The sequence below is a fragment of the Sporosarcina sp. SG10008 genome, from assembly GCF_044569405.1.
Classification (GTDB): Bacteria; Bacillota; Bacilli; order Bacillales_A; family Planococcaceae; genus Sporosarcina; species Sporosarcina psychrophila.
Genome location: NZ_CP172607.1, coordinates 1,484,314 through 1,505,162 on the forward strand (window position 1 = coordinate 1,484,314; position 20,849 = coordinate 1,505,162).

Sequence of the window (20,849 nt, forward strand, 5' to 3'; positions counted from 1 at the left end):
ATTCTGCATAACGGTGAAGAAGTTAATGACGAACATAACAGCTAAGTGTGAAATTCTGACATAAAAGTCACTAATGAGATCTAACAAGAACAAGTGAATCCAAATAGGATAGAACTATTATATACAGTTTGAAGCATGTTCACCGAAGTTTTGCGGAAATGAAATGGATATGATTTGTTCGTAAAAGAGTGAATAATTAATATTATCGTGAGTGCCAAAACGGCTTTTATTCATTAGTATACGTATTAAAGCTATTGTTCTTGTATTTCAAATCTGTTGTTATAGGCTTTGTTAAAAAATACTTGGATAAGTGGAGTGAGGAAAAATGAATTATCGTCAAATTGGCAATACAGATTTAAAGGTAAGTGAGCTCAGCTTTGGTACTTGGGCAATTGGCGGAGCTTGGGGAAGAACGAATGATCTAGAAGCATTGAAAGCTTTAGACCACGCAATAGGAAAAGGTGTAAACTTTTTCGATACGGCAGATGTTTATGGAGATGGCCATAGTGAGGAACTATTAGCGAAAGCAACCAAAGGAAAACAATCTGAAATTCATATAGCAACTAAATTCTGTCGAGCAGGGGATGTACATGACCCTAAAACATACTTAATGGAAAGTGTTACAAAGTATTGTGAAGACAGCTTAAGACGACTTAATCGCGATCAACTTGATTTGTTTCAAATTCATTGTCCACCAATGGAGATTTTAAAGAATGGTCAAGTGTTTGAAGTACTTGATCGTTTGAAAGAACAGGGGAAAATTCGCTATTATGGTGTTAGTGTTGAAACTGTTGAAGAGGGTTTATTTTGCTTGGAGCAACCTAATGTTAGTGCATTGCAAGTCATATTTAACCTATTTCGTCAAAAGCCGTTAGAAGCACTATTTCCGCAAGCAAAGGAACAGGGGGTTGGTATTCTCGCGCGAGTTCCACTAGCAAGTGGGTTATTAACAGGGAAGTTTAGAGCCAATTCACAGTTTGAAACAGATGATCATCGTAATTTTAATCGAGATGGAGAAGCATTTAATATTGGAGAAACATTTGCAGGGGTAGAATTTGCAAAGGGTATAGAGTTAAGTGACAAACTTACTTGGATAGCTGAAAATAGAGGGAATATGACACGGGCAGCACTCAAGTGGATTTTAGAACACGATGCAATTTCTTGTGTAATACCTGGATTTAAAAGCGTTGCTCAAGTAGAAGATAACTTGCAAACTGTAAACGTAGAAAGTTTTACGGAAAAGGAAATGACCAAATTGGCGAAATTTTACAAGGATGAAGTGCAACGGGAAATTAGAGGGGCGTATTGAGTTTGTAATGAGGCTGTAAAAAGCGTCTATGCTTGTTTCAGCAGAAACTTTTACTAATACATTGGTTATCACAAAAATGCCAAAGGGAAAATTCCTTAGGCATTTTTACATTACTTTGTTTTACTGGAACTGCATCATATTTATGTTTATGTGTAGTTGCAAAAACGGAATCATCTAATTGCAAGGCGTATGTAAGTATTAATGTGGTACTATTAATTTTGACATAATAATCTAAAGTGAAAATGTTTTTCGAAAAAGGTAAAGAGGTGCTTTGATGATCAATCAATTACGTAAAATTTATTCTTCACTTCTTGTATATTCTGAGAGAAAGGATAACCTAGACCGTACATATAAGTGGTTTGTGACAGACGACAATGAAATTATTGGTATTAGTGAAGAAGAATTAACTTCCAAAGATTTATCATTATTAACTACTTTCTTATTACCATATAATATAAACTTACCATTACCTACCGCTGAAGAACAAAAGTGGAGAAACACAGTTCATTCGACTGAAGTAAATTCTAACTTTGAAATTAAAAATCCCTATCGCTTTATTTACTTTTCAATCAAAAAAAATCAAATTGACCCAATTATATTTAAAGATGCCATTCATGAACTATTTGCAAATCCAGTTCCTATTCTATGGGAAAATGGACATGAAGGGATTATCATAGAAGAACAGACAGTCTATGAAGATAGCATCTCTTTTGAAGAGATTAAAGATATACTCATGAGCGATTTATATGTGAAAATCAACTTCTTTATAGGATCTTATAAAGACGGTTTGGAGGACATCGCTCAGTATTATCACTCATTAATAAATGCGGCTAAGAAAGTATTTATATATACGAATAAGACAGTAGTAACGTATATTGATGCTGTGCCCTATCTACTTATCAATCAAACAGAATCAGATTTACGTTCCGATATTGGCAAAACTATTTTACAAGAATACATAAACGATGAAGAAACACTGAAAATGATTGAAACGTTTCTTCAATGTAATTTAAATATATCGGAGACTGCAAAAGTATTACATATGCACCGAAATAGCCTACAATATCGGTTGGATCGTTTTTTTGAAAAGACGGGGATTGATGTCCGACAATTTCATCATGCAATGACAGTTTACCTGGCCCTTTTAGCAAGAAAGTAACTCCATTTGTTAGGAAACTTCGTTCATAGTAAATATGCACGAAGAGTGTCCAGATCTTTGTGCATATTCACCATTACTTAAATAGTGTAAATATTGTATTCTATTAATAGTAGATGAAAGCACTTACATACACTGGAGGGAATAAAATGGCAGACTTGAAATTGGTAAATATAAGAAAAGTATATGATAAAGATGTTGTTTCTGTTAAAGATTTTAGTTTGGAAATTAGAGATAAAGAATTTTTAGTATTAGTTGGTCCATCAGGTTGTGGAAAATCAACAACACTTAGAATGATTGCTGGTTTGGAAGAAATATCAGGAGGCGATCTTTTCATCGGTGGTAAAAGAGTGAACGATGTCCCACCAAAAGATCGTGACATTGCTATGGTTTTCCAAAACTATGCATTATATCCACATATGGACGTTTACAATAATATGGCATTTGGTTTGAAGCTACGTAAATTTAAAAAAGATGAAATAAAAAAACGTGTTGATAATGCGGCTAAAATTTTGGGACTTGAGGACCTCTTAAATCGTAAACCAAAGGCACTTTCAGGTGGACAGCGTCAACGTGTTGCTTTAGGACGTGCTATTGTACGTGATGCCGAAGTATTCTTAATGGATGAGCCATTATCTAACTTAGATGCTAAGTTACGCGTACAAATGCGTGCGGAGATTCAAAAGTTGCACAGGCGCCTGCAAACAACAACTGTTTATGTAACCCATGACCAAACGGAAGCGATGACAATGGCCACGCGCCTCGTAGTAATGAAGGATGGATTTATTCAGCAAGTAGGAGCCCCTAAAGAAGTTTACGATGAACCTAACAATGTTTTTGTTGGTGGTTTTATTGGTTCTCCAGCAATGAACTTCTTAAACGGTAAACTAGAAGAGAATCATTTTGTCATGGGAGATGTAAAGGTTCTGGTACCCGAGGGTAAAATGAAATATCTTCGCGAGCAAAACTATATTGGTAAAGATATCATTCTAGGAGTTCGTCCAGAAGATATTCATGATGAACCGTTATTCCTTGATTTTTCTCCTGAAACAAAAATCAGGGCTTCGATTGAAGTTGCTGAATTAATGGGTGCCGAGATAATTCTTTATTCTAAGGTAAATGACCAAGATTTTGTTGCACGTGTAGATGCACGTTTCAATGTTGTGGCTGGAGAAACAATCGACTTAGCATTTGACCTTAATAAAGCACACTTTTTCGATAGCGAATCAGAATTACGAATTAAATAAGATTAAAAAGTAAAGCCACTAAGGGAATTAATTTTCCTTTAGTGGCTTTGTATTTGGATTCTTTGATGTTGAAAATGGTTGCCAAACACCACCTATATATCTATTTAACATCTTATCTACAAACACTACTTATTGTCGATCATAAAACTCATCTACCGGAACAAATAAACCGACTTTTCCATGCGTTTCATGATCTAACGTGGCGAAAACAATGCCAATCACCAGCCCCTTGCTATTAAATACGGGGCTACCGCTATTACCTCGATAAACCGGTGCCTTCATCATAACGACAGGTACATCCCAATCTGGTAGCTGGATATAATCAATTATCGTACCTTCATTTGCAATGCCCTTAAAACTTAAAGGATTACCAATAAAGTTTATGGCTTCATTAGCTGTAAAAGTCGTTTTTTCAGCGAGTTCTAAATGGGGTAGGTCTTGTCCATTGACTTTTAATACAGCAAGATCGACTGATGGATAGGTATGCACAACTTCTGCCGTAAAACGTCCTTCTTCTGGGAAAAAGACATTTACAGTGTCGATTCCTTTGACAACATGATAGTTTGTTAGAATAGTTCCGTCACTCGAAATGGAGAAACCTGTGCCTTTGCTTTCAGCGGATTGAATAACAACAACAGATTTCTTATAGGTACCAATGTTTTCTTGCTTCGATAATTTTGAGGAAGTTTGTAAGAATTCAATGGCTGGGATTGAATACACTTCAAAAATGATCGCAAATGTGTTGAAAACCATCACAATGGAGATAAGCCAAAATAGCCATTTTGGAAATGGGCGTTTCGTTTTGGGGGTTGTTTTTTCTTGCGCCTCTCTATAAAGGACCTCCTGTTGTGCTTCTAATACCAGTGCTTGTAGCTCTTCATCATCAATTTCCTCATTTGAATCAACGTCTTTTAAATCAGGCGGTTGTTTTTCATTCGAATTCATGCACGCACACCCTAACTATTAAATACATTTCATTATAGTTCATTATAGCAAAGGAAAGAATACAACGTTTTTTCTTTTATTTGTTTGTCATCATTTATTAAGTCAGAACATATAATGAATGGTTCAATGACATTTAGATGGAAGAATGAATATAGTCCAAGCGTATTTTTCTTACACAATTATTTAGTAAAAGGGGAATGAGATATGAGCAGAGAAAAGAAGAGAATGTTGGTCCTTTCTATAGCATTAGCACTTGGGATTGGCGGAGTGATGCCATCTTATACTTTCGCAGCGGTGGAACAAGCTGGATCACACTTTCAAATTGGACAGATTGTCAAAGGGACAGTCGTTGAAAATTGGGGTAATGAAATAATCGTTAAAGGTGATAGCGGTGAACGCTACCATGTAGGATTGCATACTTTTACTGAGGAGAAAATCCAGGCGATGAATTTCTCAGTTGGAGCTTTGGTGCAAATCGAAGGAGAAGTCCTGGAAAGCATTGCGGATTTTTATAGCTTTGACTACTTTGTTAAAAATCTACCGCTCGGGGTGACAAAAGATGAAATTAAAAAGCTTGAACTTCTTTACAATGAGGTAATGACTTTAGAAAAGGATGAGTTATGGGAGGAGGCAGGAGAACTATGGGTGCAAATTAATCGAATAACCAATCCATATTATCTTGCAAATTGGGAGCCTGAAGCATTTGACGTCTATATAAGTATGTTTGAATATCCATTTACGGCTAATGACCTGCTGCAACTGGAAGAACTATATTATCAATGGGTTTCACTTGCAAAAAGTGGGGCGGAGATAGAATCTGGCGTTAAATTAGATCAGTTTTTTGAAATTGTCAATACTTATTATGTAGAGCCCACATTTGAAGAGTATATTATAGATTTAGGTACGACTATTTCCAAAACAGATTTTCCGGTGATAAAGAAATTATATGAGGATGCTCGCCAGGCTAGTAGTGATGGAGACGATCAACTGGCGATGGATAAATGGGAGGCATTTGACTCCGTGATGCGACCGTATTATCGCGCTGCCAATCCAATGCCCACATTTGATGAACAAATGGCTTATTATGATTTCGAAGTATCTAAGGAAAATCTTTCTAAACTACAAAAAATTTATACTGGCATCATTGACTTGGAGCTTAATGGTAAATATGATGAAGTAGATAGTCAATGGGAGTCATTTTATAGCATTTTGGAGCCGTATTTCTCAATGAATGTAAATATCCCATTCCGTGCCACACAAGTCATAATCAACGGCGAGACTTTTCAAAGATAAAACGTATGTTAAAATGCCTATCGTTTCGGTAGGCATTTTTGTGTTGTCTTAAATATAACGTAAATATTTCTAAAGCATTGAAAATTAGTTTTAGGTAGACGTCTGTGTAAAGCTACTCAGTCAATACACCCTAATTTCAGTACAGCTTCCAATTGCTAGCCTGAATAACTTATGACAAGTAAGAGCATATTGATAAGTAAATTACATTTTCACCGCCGATAAACGCATTTAATAATTTACTCTTTAAATGTATTTATCATTGAAAGTAAATGAATATCTTCATTTTATGTAGAATTCATAGGAGGACCTCCATGAAAAGTATTGTCAGGGTAACCAAAGTAGAAATAACTAATTTGAAAAACGTTAAAAATGGTGAGTTTCACACAAATTCAACTTTCAATACATTGGAGAAAGCTGATGTCATAGGGTTTTATGGTCAAAATGGTTCTGGGAAAACTGCGGCAGTGGAAGCGTTCAATCTGTTAAAGACTTTATTATCAGCCAATTATAATGCTCCACTTCCCAAGCTCACATCTAATTTGCTATATTTTAATGAAAAGACTATTCGTTTATTGTTTCAATTTATTATTGAAAATCAATTCGGTGAATTCTACGTTAACTATTCAGTCTCTTTGACGGCGGGAAAAGGAAGGTATCAAATTGTCGAAGAACAAGTAGTATATCGAGAAAATAAGGAAAATGAGCCATTCAAAGTTCTAATTTCGAAAACTGTTAAAGGATTAACGATAGGAGCTAATGAATCACATGAAATGAATGAATCTGCAAGGGTCTCAGTCATAGTAGCCAATAGAATGGCCACTAGTAACTCAACTTCTTTTGTATTTCGAGAAGAGTTAAAGGAAGTATATGAAGAGCATTTAGAAGAAACTGAAATTGAAATCATGAAAAGTCTTTCAGATGACCTTAATCGTGATTTACACATCATTGATACGATTCAATATGGTTTATTAGTTGCCAATCTTGTTATGCCTTTTAGTGTTCATTTGGAAAGAAAGCGTGGACATATACCCTATGAGATGGCGGACACAATGGTGTTACCACTGGACTTATTTAAAACGATTGACCAAGTGGTTAGTCAGACGAATATTGTCTTGCAGACCATTATCCCAGGCCTTCTAATAAAGATAAGGCAGATCAATAAGCAGAAGTTGAGTGATGGCAGTGAAGGGGTTCGCTTTGAGTTTTTATCAAAACAAGGGGAGATTGAACTTCCTTTACGAAGTGAATCGGAAGGTACATTGAAAATTATTTCTATCTTAAGTACTCTTATTGCAGTTTATAATAATCCGAACGCTTGTGTTGTAATTGATGAGCTCGATGCAGGGATTTTTGAATACTTACTTGGCGAAATATTAGAAGTTCTGAACGAAAATGCACAAGGTCAACTTTTTTTCACTTCTCATAATTTAAGAATATTAGAAGTGCTTCCAATTCGAAACTTATGGTTTACGACTCTTAACGAAGAGGATAGATACCAACAATTAAAAGGTGTTGAAAGGCTAAGCAATGCACGGGATATCTATCTACGTGCAGTGCAACTGGGCGGTCAAGACGAAGAAGTCTATGCAGAAACGAATTTATATGATATTAAAACGGCATTCCGAAAAGCTGGGATTATACATGACAAATACTAAAAAGAAGGTCGTGTTATTACTTGTCGAGGGAAGCTGCGAAGAGGTATTGCTATACAATCGGTTACGCAGTCTTTTCGAGCAGCATAATATACGTTTCCATATTCAGCACGGCGATATTTTATATGACTTGGACAGGCCGGAAGAACCTATCAAGTCTGTGATTGGAAATGCAGTAAATGAATTTATGATAAAAAGTAAATTTCGTCCTGAAGATGTATTCTGTGTATTGCATATTATTGATATGGATGGCTGTTTCATCCCTGAAGATGCGATTGTTATTGATGACACCCAAAAAGAATTAACGCTTTACCACGAGGATCGAATAACTGTTCCGCATGAAAAACAAAAGCAACAAATAGCAGCTAGAAATATGGATAGAAGTACAAATATCAATATAATGAAGGCATTGGATAAGATAATTGCTGGTGAAATCGACTACCGTATGTATTACTTTTCAAGAAATTTGGAACATGTTCTATTCAAAGAACCCAATCCAGAAAAGGATAGGAAATTTCCAGAAGTAGAACGGTTTATTGAGCAGTTGGAGATACCAATTGAAGACTTTTTACAGGGATCTATGCCATTGGTAAATGGTGCAGATTCTTATAAGGAAAGCTGGGAAAAGATTTCTGAAAGGACGGCTTCATTGCAAAAATATAGTAATGTGCCTTTGTTATTCGAATTTGTTAAATTACGGTCTGGCTTTCAGAGTCCCTAAAATAGCATATAGTCAGGTGTTAGTGTTCAGTTATAAGACAAAGAAAAAACCACTTTATTTCAAAAGTGGTTTCTTTTCTATGGCTTTCTATTTGATGTATTGACCTGCAACCTTACATGGAACGAATTAAAATATCTCTGACACTTTCTCGATCTAATTCTTTGTAAAGGCCAACCCCAGGTTTGATAAAAGTTTTATCGATAATTAATTCAATATCTTTGTCGTCAATCCCATAGTCGCTCAAACGATTGGGAGCATCGAGAGAATACCAGAATGTACGAAGCGCTTTCGCTCCTTCTTTTGCGACTTCAATATCACTCTTGCCTTTATCAGAAATACCAAAAACGTTCATTGCCAACATTTTTACTCGGGATGGATCATCTTCAAGTACATGCTCTAACCAGTTTGGGAACAATATGGCCAGTCCTCCACCGTGTGGTATGTCATAAACAGCCGAAAGTGCATGTTCTATTCGATGAGACCCCCAGTCACCGCCATCTGTTCCATTCGACAATGTTTCATTAAATGCAGTTGTACTAATATACATCATCGTCTCACGATGTTCATAAGAAGTTAAGTCTTCAAGTAATTTTGGTGCAGTTCGAATCGCTGTTCGGAGTAGGGATTCAATGAATCCATCGATCATAGGCGTGTTTCTTGTACGATGGAAATAACTTTCAAGAGCATGAGACATACTATCGACAATTCCATATACTGTTTGTTTACGGGACACCGAGTACGTATAAGTCGGATCCAGGATTGAAAACTGCGGGAATACATGTGGCGAACCCCAACCAAGTTTATCCTTTGTGTCCCAGTTTGAAATAACAGATATCGGATTCATTTCAGAGCCAGTTGCCGCTAATGTAAGGACAGTTCCGATTGGGAGAGCTGATGTTATCGGAGCTTTTCGGGTAATTAAATCCCAAACATCTCCATCATACTTAGCTCCAACAGCAATAGCTTTCGTACAATCAATTGCACTTCCGCCACCGACGGCTAAAAGAATATCGATTTCCTCTGATTTGCAAATTTCAACGCCTCTATGCACCGTTGTTAAACGTGGATTTTGTTCCACACCAGGTAATTCAAATACCGTAGCTTCTGCTTTAGTGAGTTCTTTCATCACATCTTCATAGACACCATTTTGCTTAATACTGCCTCCACCATAAACTAGAAGGACTTTCTTATGAGCAACTTCTGTTGATAATTGACTAATTTGCCCCCTACCAAAATATAACTTCGTCGGGTTGTGTTGTGTAAATATATTCATCATTATTGCACCTCTTCTTAATAAAATCTTTCATCTCGCTGCAAAGGGGGATATGAGCCCCATTTAAAAAATTACAGTACGAACATTCTAGGTGGGATAACAGCTGAGAAAAGCCCTATTCGTTCAATTAATACTTTATCACGACTAGTGTTCAATCGTCGCAGATGCTGATCTAGGGTAAGGTATGTATCACTATATCTCCTATATATGTTAAGATAATGATGTCTGAAATATTGGACAATATTTTTCGGCTTGGCGACTAAAAAGATCCATCGAGCCTAAGTTCTTTATTTCTATCATAATTGAAGAGAAGAAAATGGTAACGATGTCCAATTCATTATCGAATTGCTTCATTAGATAGTTAGTGTAGCAGGGAATTAACCACCAAGCAAAGTGTATCAGTAGAGATTCAATCTCATTCAAGCTGATATACCGATTCAATTTCCTAGTTAGTTTCGGCAGTTGTCATTTAAATAATACTTTCGGGAGTGAACTACTTTTGGAGAATAATACAATATTTTTAATTGATCAAAAAGAGGGGTTAAGTCTAGAGTTCAGTAAACTGGTTTCTATGATGGATTATACTAGAGTTACAACGATTCGTGAAATCGAAAGTTTAACAGTTGAAGAATTGGATTTTCTTTATGGAGAAGAATCGAATTCAATCGGAATGTTGCTTGCTCATATGATATCGGTTGAAAAGGCATACCAAATCTTCACGTTCGAAAATCGAGATATTACAGATGATGATAGTAGTACGTTAAATCCAGGATTAGATTTAGGGAATAGTGCGCGAGATCAAATTAAAGGAAATAGCATTGATTTCTATTTGGAACAATTAGCTGAAACAAGGAACAAAACAATTGAAACGTTTAAAACATTGAAAGATGAATGGTTATTTGAACAAATGTCATTTTGGGATGGACTACCCACGAACAATTATTTTAAATGGTTTCATGTATTTGAAGACGAACTAAATCATCGAGGTCAGATTCGAATTATAAAAAAGATGATAAATAAACCTAAAGGGCGATAAAGTGAAATAGGTGTCAAGTGACAGAATCTAACGCAAACAAGATTGTTGCAAATACTAGTTTAAAAGAGAGTAGAGAAGGGTTTCATTCAAAAAAATGCAAATTGCAACTAAATATGTTGAATTAAAGAATCCCATTGAATTTACTGTGGCGCTCAATAATGAGAGAGGTGTAATTCGGGGTGTGTAGAACGCTTGACGCCTCTCGCCCTAAGCCTGGATTGGCGCTTCGCATCCAGTCTCACGGCTTCGGCTACCCCTTTGCCGCGCCTACGCTAGCGTTGTTCATTATTGAAGAGAGTTATGATTCGGAGTGTATATGCCGAGATTATAATGTGATTATTTTTTGATAGTGATTTAATTCAAGAAGGACGGACTAGAGATTGCAGGTCTCATTCCGGTAACGAAATGCTCTTTCTCACATAGTCCATCCAGCGAAGGTGCGTCTTTCTGGCTTATCGCGGGAGGCATCCACAAAGCGTCGAAGCGGTATTGGCAGGAATTTTAATTTGCTCTATGTAGTGGGGCTTTTCAGTGGCCACCCAAAAGCCTTTGTAAAGCGTATACGCCGTATTCATTTGTTCAACATATATAGTCGAAAAGCCTATCAACAGCGGAGTGAAATTATAGGACATTATCAACGAGCATGTGGTAAAAATGGTGCTGTCCCAGTCACTGACGAGTTGAAGCGGAAATACGATAGGCGACTAGCTTTTTAGATGAATTGAGGAATATGTACAGTGGAATTGAAACCCAATACTTTACGATGAAAAACGGTTCAAGGGGGTATTATTCCTTGAACCGTTTTTATGTCCATATTAATCATTGTATCTTATTAGAACTTTTTAGTATTTGTTGAAGTGCCTCCCCGATTGTACCAAATGTAAACTGAAAACCTTCCTTTTCTAATCGGTCAGGAATAACCCAACGGCTTTTCAAAATCAATTCCGTTTCAGTGTTCATAAAGATGGCTCCCATTTCGAGCATCCATTTTGGCGAGGGTAATCCGATCTTTCGGTTCATTGTTTTTCGCAGTTGTGTCATGAATACTCGATTCGTGATCGGCTGGGGAGCCGAACAATTGAATATGCCATTCAATTGTTCGTTGCTTTGAAGAAATAGGATGATTCGAAACACATCTTCTATATGAATCCAACTAAACATTTGGTTACCTGTTCCTTGTACTCCGCCGAGCCCAAAGCGGACGAGGTTGAGGTAGGGCTCCATCACTCCACCATCCTCACCGAGGACAATAGCAATTCTTAAAGCGACTTTCCTTGTTTGGGATAGCTGAAAATCAAATAGGGATTTCTCCCAAGCTTGTGCTACTTCTACGGAGAATCCGGTTCCAATATCGCCACTAGCCTCCGTCATAGGTCGATCCTCCGCATGTCGATAAATCGTAGCCGAGCTCGAATTGATCCATAATGGCGGTGGATTTTTACAGGCTAGCAGAGCATTTCCAAGTATTTCTGTGGTCCCAGTTCTGGAGTCTAGGATTTCTTTTTTATTCTTCTCATTATAGCGACAGTTGACGGACTTCCCAGCAAGATTGATGAGCATCTCGGCACCTTCTAAGGAATCTACAATGCCTACGCTATCCGTCCAAAAAAGATGATGGGGCTGTCTTGAAATGATAATTACTTCATAGCCTAAATTCGTAAACTTCTCTTCAAAGTATTGACCTATAAAACCCGTTCCGCCAGCTATGACTATTTTCTTTTTCATATCATCCACTCGTTTCTTGTAGTTCTTTCTAATTGGACGATGCTTTGCTCAATTATGTTGCAAAGTTAAATTTTGACTTAGAGAACCAAGTTCCCTTGTTGTTAGCATGAATTAAGCGACGAAAAATAATGAAACCGATGTTCTTATTGTGATACAATACATGCAAAGCATTTGCATAAGCAGGGGGAGTATGGCGTGTATCTTACCAATATCTGAATCAATATATTAAGGATTTCACTAGCTATATAGAAATCTATTTTCCCAGCTTAATTAGGAGGTAAATAGAATGATTTATGTAAAAGGAATTGTATCTTTTCTGTCCAACAGTAAATTACCAAAAACAAAAACATATATGAAAAACAAATTTGTAAGTATGAAAATTATTGAAATAACCGAGCGGTATTCAACTACTGAGGAAGAACAATCTGTAGTGATCACATGTAGTTTTACTGTTTCTATGGACGAAGACTATGTATGCAAATCACTTGAGGATTACAACGGAAAAGTTAAACCTTTTTTACAGAAACATATAAAAAGTTTAATTTATAGAGTAGAAATTCATCACTTAAATTATTTAAGGAACAGTGAAATGAAATCAACTGCTCGTATATCTTCATATTAATTAATCAAAAATTTCTTCTGATGTGTAAGCAATACTAATCGTTTAGTCCTATGACCGTTTAAATGTGTGAGATATGTATAATGAGCTCTGAAATAATCTGTATAAATAAGGGAGGCAAAACGATGGTCCAAGCATTCGATACAGCAGAAAGTTACCAATGTCCTATTTGTAAAGGCAATAATAATTGCTGTAATTCCACAGAGAAATCTCTAGGTATATGTTGGTGTAGTGGAGAGTTCTTTCCGAAAGCAATTTTCGACCTAGTACCTTACGATCAATTGAGAAAATCATGCATATGTAAAAAATGTCTAGACGAGTTCGTAGGGTGATAGAAGAGAGGGGGAATAAAATATGTACGAACAAAAAATGAAGGCAACAGACAATGATGTTATTGAATTTATTGAGAATGTAGAAAATCCGAAAAAACGTGCAGATGCTTACACGCTACTTGATATATTTAAAGAGACGACTGGCTTTGAAGCAAAAATGTGGGGACCAAGCATTATTGGTTTTGGATCGTATCATTATGTATACAAAACGGGCCACGAAGGTGACGCACCTTTGGCAGCTTTCTCTCCGCGAAAAGCAAAAACTAGTTTGTATTTTGCACCCGGAGATAGCGAACGTGATGCATTGTTGGCGACATTTGGAAAACACACTTCTGGCAAAGCATGTGTGTACATTAATAAAGTCGATGATATCGATACGAACGTATTAAAAGAGTTAATTACTCAATCGGTTACGTTTTTGCAAACACAATATCCGGAGAATTAATTACGATTTATCAGCAGATAGATATGCGTTGACCATTAACTAGATCGAGAACTGTTAATTCTGACAATAAAGAAGAGCTATGTGTATACTTAGTTCCATCAAGCACACACATGGCAACAATAGAAGTGACAAAATAGCGTTTACATTCAATTGCTTAACGAATGTAAACGCTTTATTATTGGTAGTAATCAAACAGTTGTCGCTTTATAAAAAAGGAAGGGAGTGTATGTTTATGGAAAATGAACAGCAAACAAATTCAGGATTCAAAATGAAAGTCCAACGTTTTGGAAGTTTTTTAAGTGGGATGATCATGCCGAATATCGGTGCATTTATTGCTTGGGGGATTATTACAGCATTATTTATTCCGACGGGTTGGATTCCGAACGCAAGCTTTAGTGAATTGGTAGATCCTATGATTTATTACTTATTACCAATTTTAATCGGTTTTACAGGTGGCCGTCTTGTCCATGATATTCGTGGGGGAGTCGTTGGGGCAATTGTCACAATGGGGGTTATTGTTGGAGCACCAGATGCTCCAATGTTCCTCGGTGCAATGATTGTAGGACCTTTAGGTGGATGGTCCATTAAACAATTTGATAAATTAGTTGAAGGGAAAATAAAATCAGGTTTTGAAATGCTTGTCAATAACTTTTCATCAGGTATTATTGGCTTCATTTTAGCTTTAGTTGCTTTTAAAGGAATTGGCCCAGTTGTAGAGGCGTTGAATAAAGCTCTTGGAGCAGGTGTGCAAGCGATTGTCGATGCGAATTTATTGCCAATTGCTAGCATATTGATAGAGCCAGCAAAAGTGTTGTTTTTAAATAATGCTATTAACCATGGTGTGTTAAGTCCGATTGGGCTTGAGCAAGCTACACAAACAGGTAAATCGATTCTCTTTCTATTAGAGGCCAATCCAGGACCCGGTCTCGGGATATTACTTGCGTATATGATTTTTGGTAAAGGGATGGCGAAGCAAACGGCATCAGGGGCAGGGATCATTCATTTCCTCGGGGGGATTCATGAAATTTATTTCCCTTACATTTTAATGAGACCATTGCTATTGGTTGCTGCCATTGCAGGAGGCGCTACGGGCGTATTTACATTTCAATTATTGGGAGGCGGCTTGGTTGCCACGGCATCGCCAGGTAGTATTTTTGCCATCCTTGCCATGACGCCAAAAGGTGGCTTTGTAGCTGTTATCGCGGGCGTGCTCTTTGCAACAGTTGTGTCATTCATTGTAGCATCGATCATCTTAAAAACAGGCAAGGAAACTGAAGAGGATGACTTGTTAAAAGCTACGGAAAAAACGTCTGCGTTAAAAGGTAAAGAGAGCCGTGCAGCAGACTTTATGCAACAATCGATTGCTGAAGAAGCTGTTCAAGAAGTGTCATTTGCAAATGTCGAAAGTATTATTTTTGCATGTGATGCAGGCATGGGTTCCAGCGCAATGGGTGCCTCAATTTTGAGGAATAAAGTGAAAAAAGCTGATATTGATGTTGCGGTTTCGAATATGGCTATCAGTAACTTACCGCCCGATGCGGAAGTAGTAATCACTCATAAAGATCTAACTGAACGTGCGAAAGCAAAATCACCAAACGCATATCATATTTCTGTCGAAAACTTTTTAAATAGTCCGAGATACGATGAACTTCTTGAAAAACTGAAAAAGTAATGAGTGTACACTTAAACTCAGCCTAATTCGAAAGAAATTAGGCTGAGTTTTACCAATGATTATAGAGCATTTCAGTGGGGTGTTTAACGTGGATATTTCAGCTCGGGAAAAAGTTATCTTGGATGAATTGATCAACAGAAGTGAAGAAGTAACAATTAAAGAGTTATCGGAGAAAATAGCAGTCAGCCCTCGGACCATTCACCGCGATTTGAATACGATAGAAAAGTTATTGCATCCATACAACCTTGAACTTATAAGGAAAACTGGGGTTGGCATTCAGATTCTAGGGGAAGAAACAAATAAGGAAATATTAAAACAAAAGCTAAACACTTTCTCCTCTCGCGAGTATACATTGGACGAAAGGCAAACAATGATTCTTTGCACATTATATGAATCAACAGAACCTGTGAAGCTGTTTGCGCTCGCAAATGAACTAGGAGTAGCGATTGCAACGATTAGTTCAGATTTACTAAAGCTAGAGGAACAATTAAAACCCTTTCAACTTTTAATAGTGAAAAAAAGAGGGTATGGAATTAAAATAAGCGGATCCGAAAAAGCAAAACGAAGAGCAATGAGCTACGTGATTGCCAAGACTTTAAAAGAAGACGAGTTGTTTTCATTTATTAAAGAACGTATCCAGAAGAAGTCTGGGAATCACGAAAGTTCTATATCCAAACGGTTATTACATCTTGTTGATAGGAAAAAATTACTTGTTATTGAAGATGTCATGCAACAATTAAATCGAGTACTACCATTTCCAATTACGGACAATGCTTATGTCGGACTCATCGTTCATTTAACTTTGGCAATTGAACGTATTATGTTAGGTGAAAACATTCAGATGGATACGATATATTTGGAGCAGTTAACAAAGGAACCGGAATACCATATTGCACACGAAATTATCACTAAATTAGCGACCCGTTTCCAGATTGATATCCCTAATGCTGAGATTGGATATATTACGATGCATCTTCAAGGAGCTAAGCTTCGTCATAATGAAGGACAATTACTTGAAGCTTCCAATTTGGAAACGTTCATGCAAGCGAAGAAACTGATTCAGTACATGGAAGATGCTACGGGTGAAGATTTGAAGGATAACGCGCCCCTTCTAGAAGGTCTTGTTACACATTTGAAGCCTGCGATTTATCGAATTCGACAGAATATGGGTATCACCAATCCATTGTTGAAAAATATTCGTAAAGACTATGAAGAACTGTTTCAACTAGTTAAGGATGCAGTAGGAGAAGTATTTCCAGAATTACGAGTTCCCGATGAAGAGATAGGTTACTTAGTTATGCACTTCGGATCTGTTTTACTTGGCTTGAGGGGCGAAAAGGACTTAAAAGCCTATATTGTTTGTTCTAGTGGCATTGGAACTTCGAAAATGCTTGTATCGCGACTTCAACGGGAAATACCAGAAATTGCAGAAGTAGTGAATGTATCTCTATTTGAATTGAATGAACTTCAAATCTCAGATAGAGACTTAATTATTTCCACTATTTACTTACAAGATTTTACTAAGGAATATATGATCGTCAGTCCTTTTATGACACAAGAAGAAATTAAGCAAGTTCAGCTGTATGCAAGAAGGCAGATGCTTATAAAAAAACCGGTTGCCTTGTTAAATCGTGTTCGTTCAAGCGTTGATGAAATAATTAACAGAATGAAAAATATCCAATTATACACGGAAACTGTAGCCGAGTTATTATCGGGTTTTCAGCATTCATCACAAAATGAATATATGTCGATAAAAAAGTGTATACGGGTAGCATGCCATCAATTGGAAATGCAAAAAATTATAAAAGATGATGAAATTGTAGCAAATGCTCTATTTGCAAGAGAAGCTCTTGGTGGGATAGGAATACCTGAAACAAAGCTCGCTTTATTTCACACCCGTCATGAACAAGTTCTAAAGCCTTCGTTTACGATTCAAACACTCAAAGACCCAATCGTTATGACAGCAATGGACGGAAATGATAGCGAAGTCAAGCATTTATTACTGTTGTTAGCACCCCATCAATACCATAAACAGGGTTTAGAAGTACTGAGTTTCATTAGTGCACTAATTATTGAAAACGAAAAAAGTGTCGAATTGTTTGAATCCAATCAGGGGACGCTTATCCATTCTTATTTGGCACAGAAATTTGTGCAGTTCATAGATGAAAAAATAAATTGACTAGAGGAGTTTTTATAATGACATTACCAATTTTATCAATCGAAAACATTGTGTTGAATCAAGTACTGGCAACAAAAGAAGAAGCAATCCGCTTAACAGGGAAAATCCTTTTTGACAGAGGCTATGTTCAGTCAAGTTATATAGAAAAAATGCTTCAACGTGAAGAAATGACATCTACGTACATGGGCAATTTTGTAGCCATTCCACATGGTACAGACGATGCAAAACAAGAAGTGAAGGAGTCAGGTATTGCGATTATTCAAGTGCCTGGGGGTGTGGATTTCGGAGATGGGAATATCGTGAAATTGATCTTTGGGATTGCTGGAAAAGGGGATGAGCATTTAGAAATCCTGTCGAATATTGCAATCGTAGTTTCTGATGAAGAAAATGTAGAAGCAATTGTGTATGCATCATCTAAAGATGAAGTCTTATCCTTCTTTGAAGGAGTGAACTAACATGATCGCTGTTCATTTTGGCGCTGGAAATATAGGAAGAGGTTTCATTGGAAACTTATTGTATCAATCCGGATTTGAAACATGCTTTGTAGATGTGAACAGCGAGCTTGTTAATTTGATAAACGAAAAAAAACAATACCGTGTTGAACTTGCAAATGAAGCTCACGAAGGACTACTTGTGAAAAATGTTCGCGCTATTAATAGTGCGACGGATCCGGAATTAGTAATCGAAACAATTGCCAAAGCCGATCTTGTAACAGCGGCGGTTGGGCCGAATGTATTGCCCTTTATCGCGGGATTACTTGCTGATGGACTTAAGGAGCGTCTCATTCAAACGGGACAACCGTTAACAATCATCGCTTGTGAAAATATGATTGGTGGAAGTGCTTTTCTTAAAGAAAAAGTATATGAAAAGTTAACTGAAGACGAAAAATCCCAATTCGATCACTGTTTTAGCTTTCCGAATGCAGCGGTAGATCGGATTGTCCCGAACCAGATAAATGAAGACAAGACAGCGGTTCAAGTGGAGCCATTTTATGAATGGGTAGTTGAGGAATCGGAGATCATTGGTGAAAATCCGCCTGTTAAAGGGATTACGTTCGTTAAAGATTTGGAACCATATATTGAAAGGAAATTATATACGGTAAATACAGGCCATGCTGCCGTTGCTTACTTTGGTTATTTGGCAGGTATCAGGAGAATGGACGAAGCACTTGCGAGTGAAGAAATCAAAACTATGACTGAGAATGTCTTGCAAGAAACCGGTAAATTACTCATTGCTAAATATCAATTTAATGAGCAAGAGCATGGCGATTATATACAAAAAATTATGGGGCGTTTTGCAAATCCCTTTATATCTGATGATGTAACACGAGTGGGTCGTTCACCTTTACGTAAACTCAAATTCAATGATAGGCTGGTCGGCCCAGCAACTCAATACGTGGAGTTGTTTGACGAGACACCGACTTTCTTGGCGATGGGAATTGCAGCAGCATTGCGTTATGATTATTTGGAAGATCCCGAAGCAAAGCTCATTCAAGAAACAATTCAGCGGCAAGGTGTTCGTCATGCAATTGAAACATTTACTGGTTTGAAGGCTGGAACAGCTCTATTTACAGCGATTGAAGAGGGATATCAAAAACTTAAGGGAAATTAAATTACAGTAATGACATAATTGAATGATGGCTGAAAGTATAAGGAGTTGTCATCTATATAAAAAGAAGCTCATTTGCATGCAGATGAGCTTCTTTTTATATAAGAAAAAATGAAGTTAAAATCGATCTTGTTTTGTCAGGTAGAGATGGATTAGCTGCTTAAGCATTTAGAATTTGAGATGGCTATCCATGTTTTCGAGATTACTTGCGGCAGTGATAATCATCCACTTACAACTTTTTCTAAGGGCTTAAGTGCGGGTTTTTCGCCTTCCACTTGAACTTTTCTAATATCAACTCTGATTAATATGGAAATAACGAATGCAACTACAAACAAACCAGCGAAATAGAGCAAGCTGCTTTCGTAACTACCCGTCATATCTTTCATCCATGCAGCGAACATAGGCCCAGCAAGACCAGCTGCCGACCAAGCAGTTAGTATATAACCGTGGATTGCACCAAGCTGTTTCGTTCCGAAAATGTCGGCAATGTATGCGGGAATGGATGCGAAACCACCGCCATAGCATGTGTAAATGACTGCGAGCATAATTTGAAATAGCAGTGCATTTGTTGTGAAAGGCAATAGTGCAAACAAAAAGATTTGGATTACAAAAAATGTGGTATATGTGTTTTGTCTACCTATATAATCAGAAGTAGCCGCCCAGCCAAGTCTGCCGGCTCCATTAAAGATACCGAGGACCCCGACGAGTGCTGCAGCCTGTATAGTTGTCATACCGATACTGTCAATTGCGAGTGGTTTTGCTGCTGATAATATACCAATGCCACATGTGACATTAATAAAGAGCATTAGCCATAAATAGTAAAAACGTTTGGTTTTCACTGCTTCATTCGCTGTCAATTGTGCCAAGTCTCTCTTTTGTTCGATTTTTCCTGCTTTAACTTTTTCAATAAATCCAGCGGGTGCCCAGCCTTCTTCAGGCTTTTCAAGATATAAAGAGGATAAAATCATAACTAAAAAGTAAGAAACACCCAAAATAAAGAATGTGTTTTTTAGCCCAACAGAAGTAATAAGCGCTTCCATAATTGGGCTACTAATAGCTGCAGCAAAACCGAATCCCATAATGGCAAGACCGGTCGCAAGTCCACGGCGGTCAGGGAACCATTTTACAAGAGTGGAAACTGGCGCAATGTAACCAACGCCAAGCCCAATCCCACCCAGTACCCCATAAAATAAATATAGTAATGGAAGCGAGGAAGCGCTTACAGCAAACCCGGAACCAATTACACCCGAGCCAAAACAAATAGCTGCCATGATTCCCGCTTTCCTTGGCCCATATTTCTCCACGAAGTGACCAAGAAATGCTGCAGACAGCCCCAAAAATAGAATGGCGATACTGAATGTGAGTTGTACTTGACTTGTGGACCAACCAAACTGATCGATTAATGGATTTGTAAAATTGCTCCAAGCATATACGGAGCCGATAGAAATATGAATACCAACTGCGGATGCGGCAATCAACCACCTGTTCTTCGTTTTATTCCCCTTCAAACCTTTTCCCCCTTTATGAAAATATGAAATTAAACAGATATAAACCTGTAATCCCCAAAGGTAATTTCGAGCAGCTGAGCCCCTATATTTAAATAGCCTTTTATTTACATGAAAGATGTATAATGTGTT

Annotated in this window: 18 protein-coding genes; 14 read left to right on the plus strand and 4 right to left on the minus strand. The window is 37.3% G+C overall.

All coding sequences use genetic code 11. The features are described from left to right. Positions 1 to 325: 325 nt before the first annotated feature. The 3 genes from ACGLYD_RS07075 (at position 326) to ACGLYD_RS07085 (ending at position 3,712) form a co-directional block, all read left to right on the plus strand. Positions 326 to 1,309 (plus strand): aldo/keto reductase, encoded by a 984-nt coding sequence (locus ACGLYD_RS07075; protein ID WP_399632123.1) that lies wholly within the window; start codon positions 326 to 328, stop codon positions 1,307 to 1,309. A 274-nt stretch (positions 1,310 to 1,583) separates the two neighbouring features. Beyond that, positions 1,584 to 2,468, plus strand: a complete 885-nt coding sequence (locus tag ACGLYD_RS07080) for a CdaR family transcriptional regulator (RefSeq protein ID WP_067208789.1) — start codon at positions 1,584 to 1,586, stop codon at positions 2,466 to 2,468. A 146-nt stretch (positions 2,469 to 2,614) separates the two neighbouring features. Continuing rightward, entirely contained in the window at positions 2,615 to 3,712 is a 1,098-nt protein-coding gene (locus ACGLYD_RS07085; RefSeq protein WP_067208792.1) for an ABC transporter ATP-binding protein, read from the plus strand. A gap of 129 nt (positions 3,713 to 3,841) precedes the next feature. On the opposite strand, the gene ACGLYD_RS07090 is transcribed toward ACGLYD_RS07085, so the two are convergent. Next, a complete protein-coding gene (locus tag ACGLYD_RS07090; protein ID WP_067208795.1) occupies positions 3,842 to 4,657 on the minus strand; it encodes a S1C family serine protease in 816 nt (271 codons plus the stop codon). A 204-nt stretch (positions 4,658 to 4,861) separates the two neighbouring features. Between ACGLYD_RS07090 and ACGLYD_RS07095 the strand changes: the two genes are divergently transcribed. From ACGLYD_RS07095 to ACGLYD_RS07105, 3 genes are all read left to right on the plus strand, one after another. Further along, the gene (locus tag ACGLYD_RS07095; RefSeq protein ID WP_354312930.1) at positions 4,862 to 5,950 is read left to right on the plus strand and encodes a hypothetical protein; all 1,089 of its coding nucleotides are present in this window, start codon (positions 4,862 to 4,864) and stop codon (positions 5,948 to 5,950) included. Positions 5,951 to 6,261: 311 nt separating this feature from the next. After that, positions 6,262 to 7,605: an AAA family ATPase gene (locus ACGLYD_RS07100; RefSeq protein ID WP_342538128.1), complete on the plus strand. Its 1,344-nt coding sequence runs from the start codon at positions 6,262 to 6,264 to the stop codon at positions 7,603 to 7,605. Next, positions 7,592 to 8,323: a hypothetical protein gene (locus ACGLYD_RS07105; RefSeq protein WP_067208802.1), complete on the plus strand. Its 732-nt coding sequence runs from the start codon at positions 7,592 to 7,594 to the stop codon at positions 8,321 to 8,323. The genes ACGLYD_RS07100 and ACGLYD_RS07105 overlap by 14 nt, the downstream gene beginning before the upstream one ends. Before the next feature lie 112 nt (positions 8,324 to 8,435). Here ACGLYD_RS07105 and ACGLYD_RS07110 read toward each other — a convergent pair whose 3' ends face one another. Next, the gene (locus ACGLYD_RS07110; RefSeq protein ID WP_399633140.1) at positions 8,436 to 9,596 is read right to left on the minus strand and encodes an iron-containing alcohol dehydrogenase; all 1,161 of its coding nucleotides are present in this window, start codon (positions 9,594 to 9,596) and stop codon (positions 8,436 to 8,438) included. 571 nt (positions 9,597 to 10,167) lie between these two features. Between ACGLYD_RS07110 and ACGLYD_RS07115 the strand changes: the two genes are divergently transcribed. After that, positions 10,168 to 10,632 (plus strand): DinB family protein, encoded by a 465-nt coding sequence (locus ACGLYD_RS07115; protein WP_067213926.1) that lies wholly within the window; start codon positions 10,168 to 10,170, stop codon positions 10,630 to 10,632. Positions 10,633 to 11,451: 819 nt separating this feature from the next. Here ACGLYD_RS07115 and ACGLYD_RS07120 read toward each other — a convergent pair. Then, positions 11,452 to 12,357: a TIGR01777 family oxidoreductase gene (locus ACGLYD_RS07120; RefSeq protein WP_338652497.1), complete on the minus strand. Its 906-nt coding sequence runs from the start codon at positions 12,355 to 12,357 to the stop codon at positions 11,452 to 11,454. Positions 12,358 to 12,643: 286 nt separating this feature from the next. Here ACGLYD_RS07120 and ACGLYD_RS07125 point away from each other — a divergent pair, with 286 nt between their 5' ends. The 7 genes from ACGLYD_RS07125 (at position 12,644) to ACGLYD_RS07155 (ending at position 19,215) form a co-directional block, all read left to right on the plus strand. After that, on the plus strand, positions 12,644 to 12,979 hold the full coding sequence (locus ACGLYD_RS07125; protein ID WP_342538129.1) for a hypothetical protein: 336 nt from the start codon (positions 12,644 to 12,646) through the stop codon (positions 12,977 to 12,979). A gap of 122 nt (positions 12,980 to 13,101) precedes the next feature. Next, positions 13,102 to 13,308 (plus strand): cysteine-rich CWC family protein, encoded by a 207-nt coding sequence (locus tag ACGLYD_RS07130; RefSeq protein WP_187047868.1) that lies wholly within the window; start codon positions 13,102 to 13,104, stop codon positions 13,306 to 13,308. 22 nt (positions 13,309 to 13,330) lie between these two features. Then, positions 13,331 to 13,753, plus strand: a complete 423-nt coding sequence (locus ACGLYD_RS07135; protein ID WP_354312932.1) for a DUF1801 domain-containing protein — start codon at positions 13,331 to 13,333, stop codon at positions 13,751 to 13,753. 232 nt (positions 13,754 to 13,985) lie between these two features. Continuing rightward, on the plus strand, positions 13,986 to 15,425 hold the full coding sequence (locus tag ACGLYD_RS07140; protein WP_067213927.1) for a PTS mannitol transporter subunit IICB: 1,440 nt from the start codon (positions 13,986 to 13,988) through the stop codon (positions 15,423 to 15,425). A gap of 88 nt (positions 15,426 to 15,513) precedes the next feature. Continuing rightward, positions 15,514 to 17,604, plus strand: a complete 2,091-nt coding sequence (locus ACGLYD_RS07145) for a PRD domain-containing protein (RefSeq protein ID WP_342538131.1) — start codon at positions 15,514 to 15,516, stop codon at positions 17,602 to 17,604. 17 nt (positions 17,605 to 17,621) lie between these two features. Continuing rightward, positions 17,622 to 18,059, plus strand: a complete 438-nt coding sequence (locus ACGLYD_RS07150) for a PTS sugar transporter subunit IIA (protein ID WP_067208818.1) — start codon at positions 17,622 to 17,624, stop codon at positions 18,057 to 18,059. A gap of 1 nt (position 18,060) precedes the next feature. Continuing rightward, on the plus strand, positions 18,061 to 19,215 hold the full coding sequence (locus ACGLYD_RS07155; protein WP_399632131.1) for a mannitol-1-phosphate 5-dehydrogenase: 1,155 nt from the start codon (positions 18,061 to 18,063) through the stop codon (positions 19,213 to 19,215). Between the two features lie 218 nt (positions 19,216 to 19,433). Here ACGLYD_RS07155 and ACGLYD_RS07160 read toward each other — a convergent pair whose 3' ends face one another. After that, positions 19,434 to 20,720, minus strand: coding sequence for an OFA family MFS transporter (locus ACGLYD_RS07160; RefSeq protein WP_338652487.1), 1,287 nt, complete (start codon positions 20,718 to 20,720; stop codon positions 19,434 to 19,436). Between the last annotated feature and the right edge of the window lie 129 nt (positions 20,721 to 20,849).

What these genes read in the sequence shown, in the direction of transcription:
- ACGLYD_RS07075 (WP_399632123.1), top strand. Translation starts at nt 326, where the DNA reads ATGAATTATCGTCAAATTGGCAATACAGATTTAAAGGTAAGTGAGCTC.
- ACGLYD_RS07080 (WP_067208789.1), top strand. Translation starts at nt 1,584, where the DNA reads ATGATCAATCAATTACGTAAAATTTATTCTTCACTTCTTGTATATTCT.
- ACGLYD_RS07085 (WP_067208792.1), top strand. Translation starts at nt 2,615, where the DNA reads ATGGCAGACTTGAAATTGGTAAATATAAGAAAAGTATATGATAAAGAT.
- ACGLYD_RS07090 (WP_067208795.1), bottom strand. Translation starts at nt 4,657, where the DNA reads ATGAATTCGAATGAAAAACAACCGCCTGATTTAAAAGACGTTGATTCA.
- ACGLYD_RS07095 (WP_354312930.1), top strand. Translation starts at nt 4,862, where the DNA reads ATGAGCAGAGAAAAGAAGAGAATGTTGGTCCTTTCTATAGCATTAGCA.
- ACGLYD_RS07100 (WP_342538128.1), top strand. Translation starts at nt 6,262, where the DNA reads ATGAAAAGTATTGTCAGGGTAACCAAAGTAGAAATAACTAATTTGAAA.
- ACGLYD_RS07105 (WP_067208802.1), top strand. Translation starts at nt 7,592, where the DNA reads ATGACAAATACTAAAAAGAAGGTCGTGTTATTACTTGTCGAGGGAAGC.
- ACGLYD_RS07110 (WP_399633140.1), bottom strand. Translation starts at nt 9,596, where the DNA reads ATGAATATATTTACACAACACAACCCGACGAAGTTATATTTTGGTAGG.
- ACGLYD_RS07115 (WP_067213926.1), top strand. Translation starts at nt 10,168, where the DNA reads ATGATGGATTATACTAGAGTTACAACGATTCGTGAAATCGAAAGTTTA.
- ACGLYD_RS07120 (WP_338652497.1), bottom strand. Translation starts at nt 12,357, where the DNA reads ATGAAAAAGAAAATAGTCATAGCTGGCGGAACGGGTTTTATAGGTCAA.
- ACGLYD_RS07125 (WP_342538129.1), top strand. Translation starts at nt 12,644, where the DNA reads ATGATTTATGTAAAAGGAATTGTATCTTTTCTGTCCAACAGTAAATTA.
- ACGLYD_RS07130 (WP_187047868.1), top strand. Translation starts at nt 13,102, where the DNA reads ATGGTCCAAGCATTCGATACAGCAGAAAGTTACCAATGTCCTATTTGT.
- ACGLYD_RS07135 (WP_354312932.1), top strand. Translation starts at nt 13,331, where the DNA reads ATGTACGAACAAAAAATGAAGGCAACAGACAATGATGTTATTGAATTT.
- ACGLYD_RS07140 (WP_067213927.1), top strand. Translation starts at nt 13,986, where the DNA reads ATGGAAAATGAACAGCAAACAAATTCAGGATTCAAAATGAAAGTCCAA.
- ACGLYD_RS07150 (WP_067208818.1), top strand. Translation starts at nt 17,622, where the DNA reads ATGACATTACCAATTTTATCAATCGAAAACATTGTGTTGAATCAAGTA.
- ACGLYD_RS07155 (WP_399632131.1), top strand. Translation starts at nt 18,061, where the DNA reads ATGATCGCTGTTCATTTTGGCGCTGGAAATATAGGAAGAGGTTTCATT.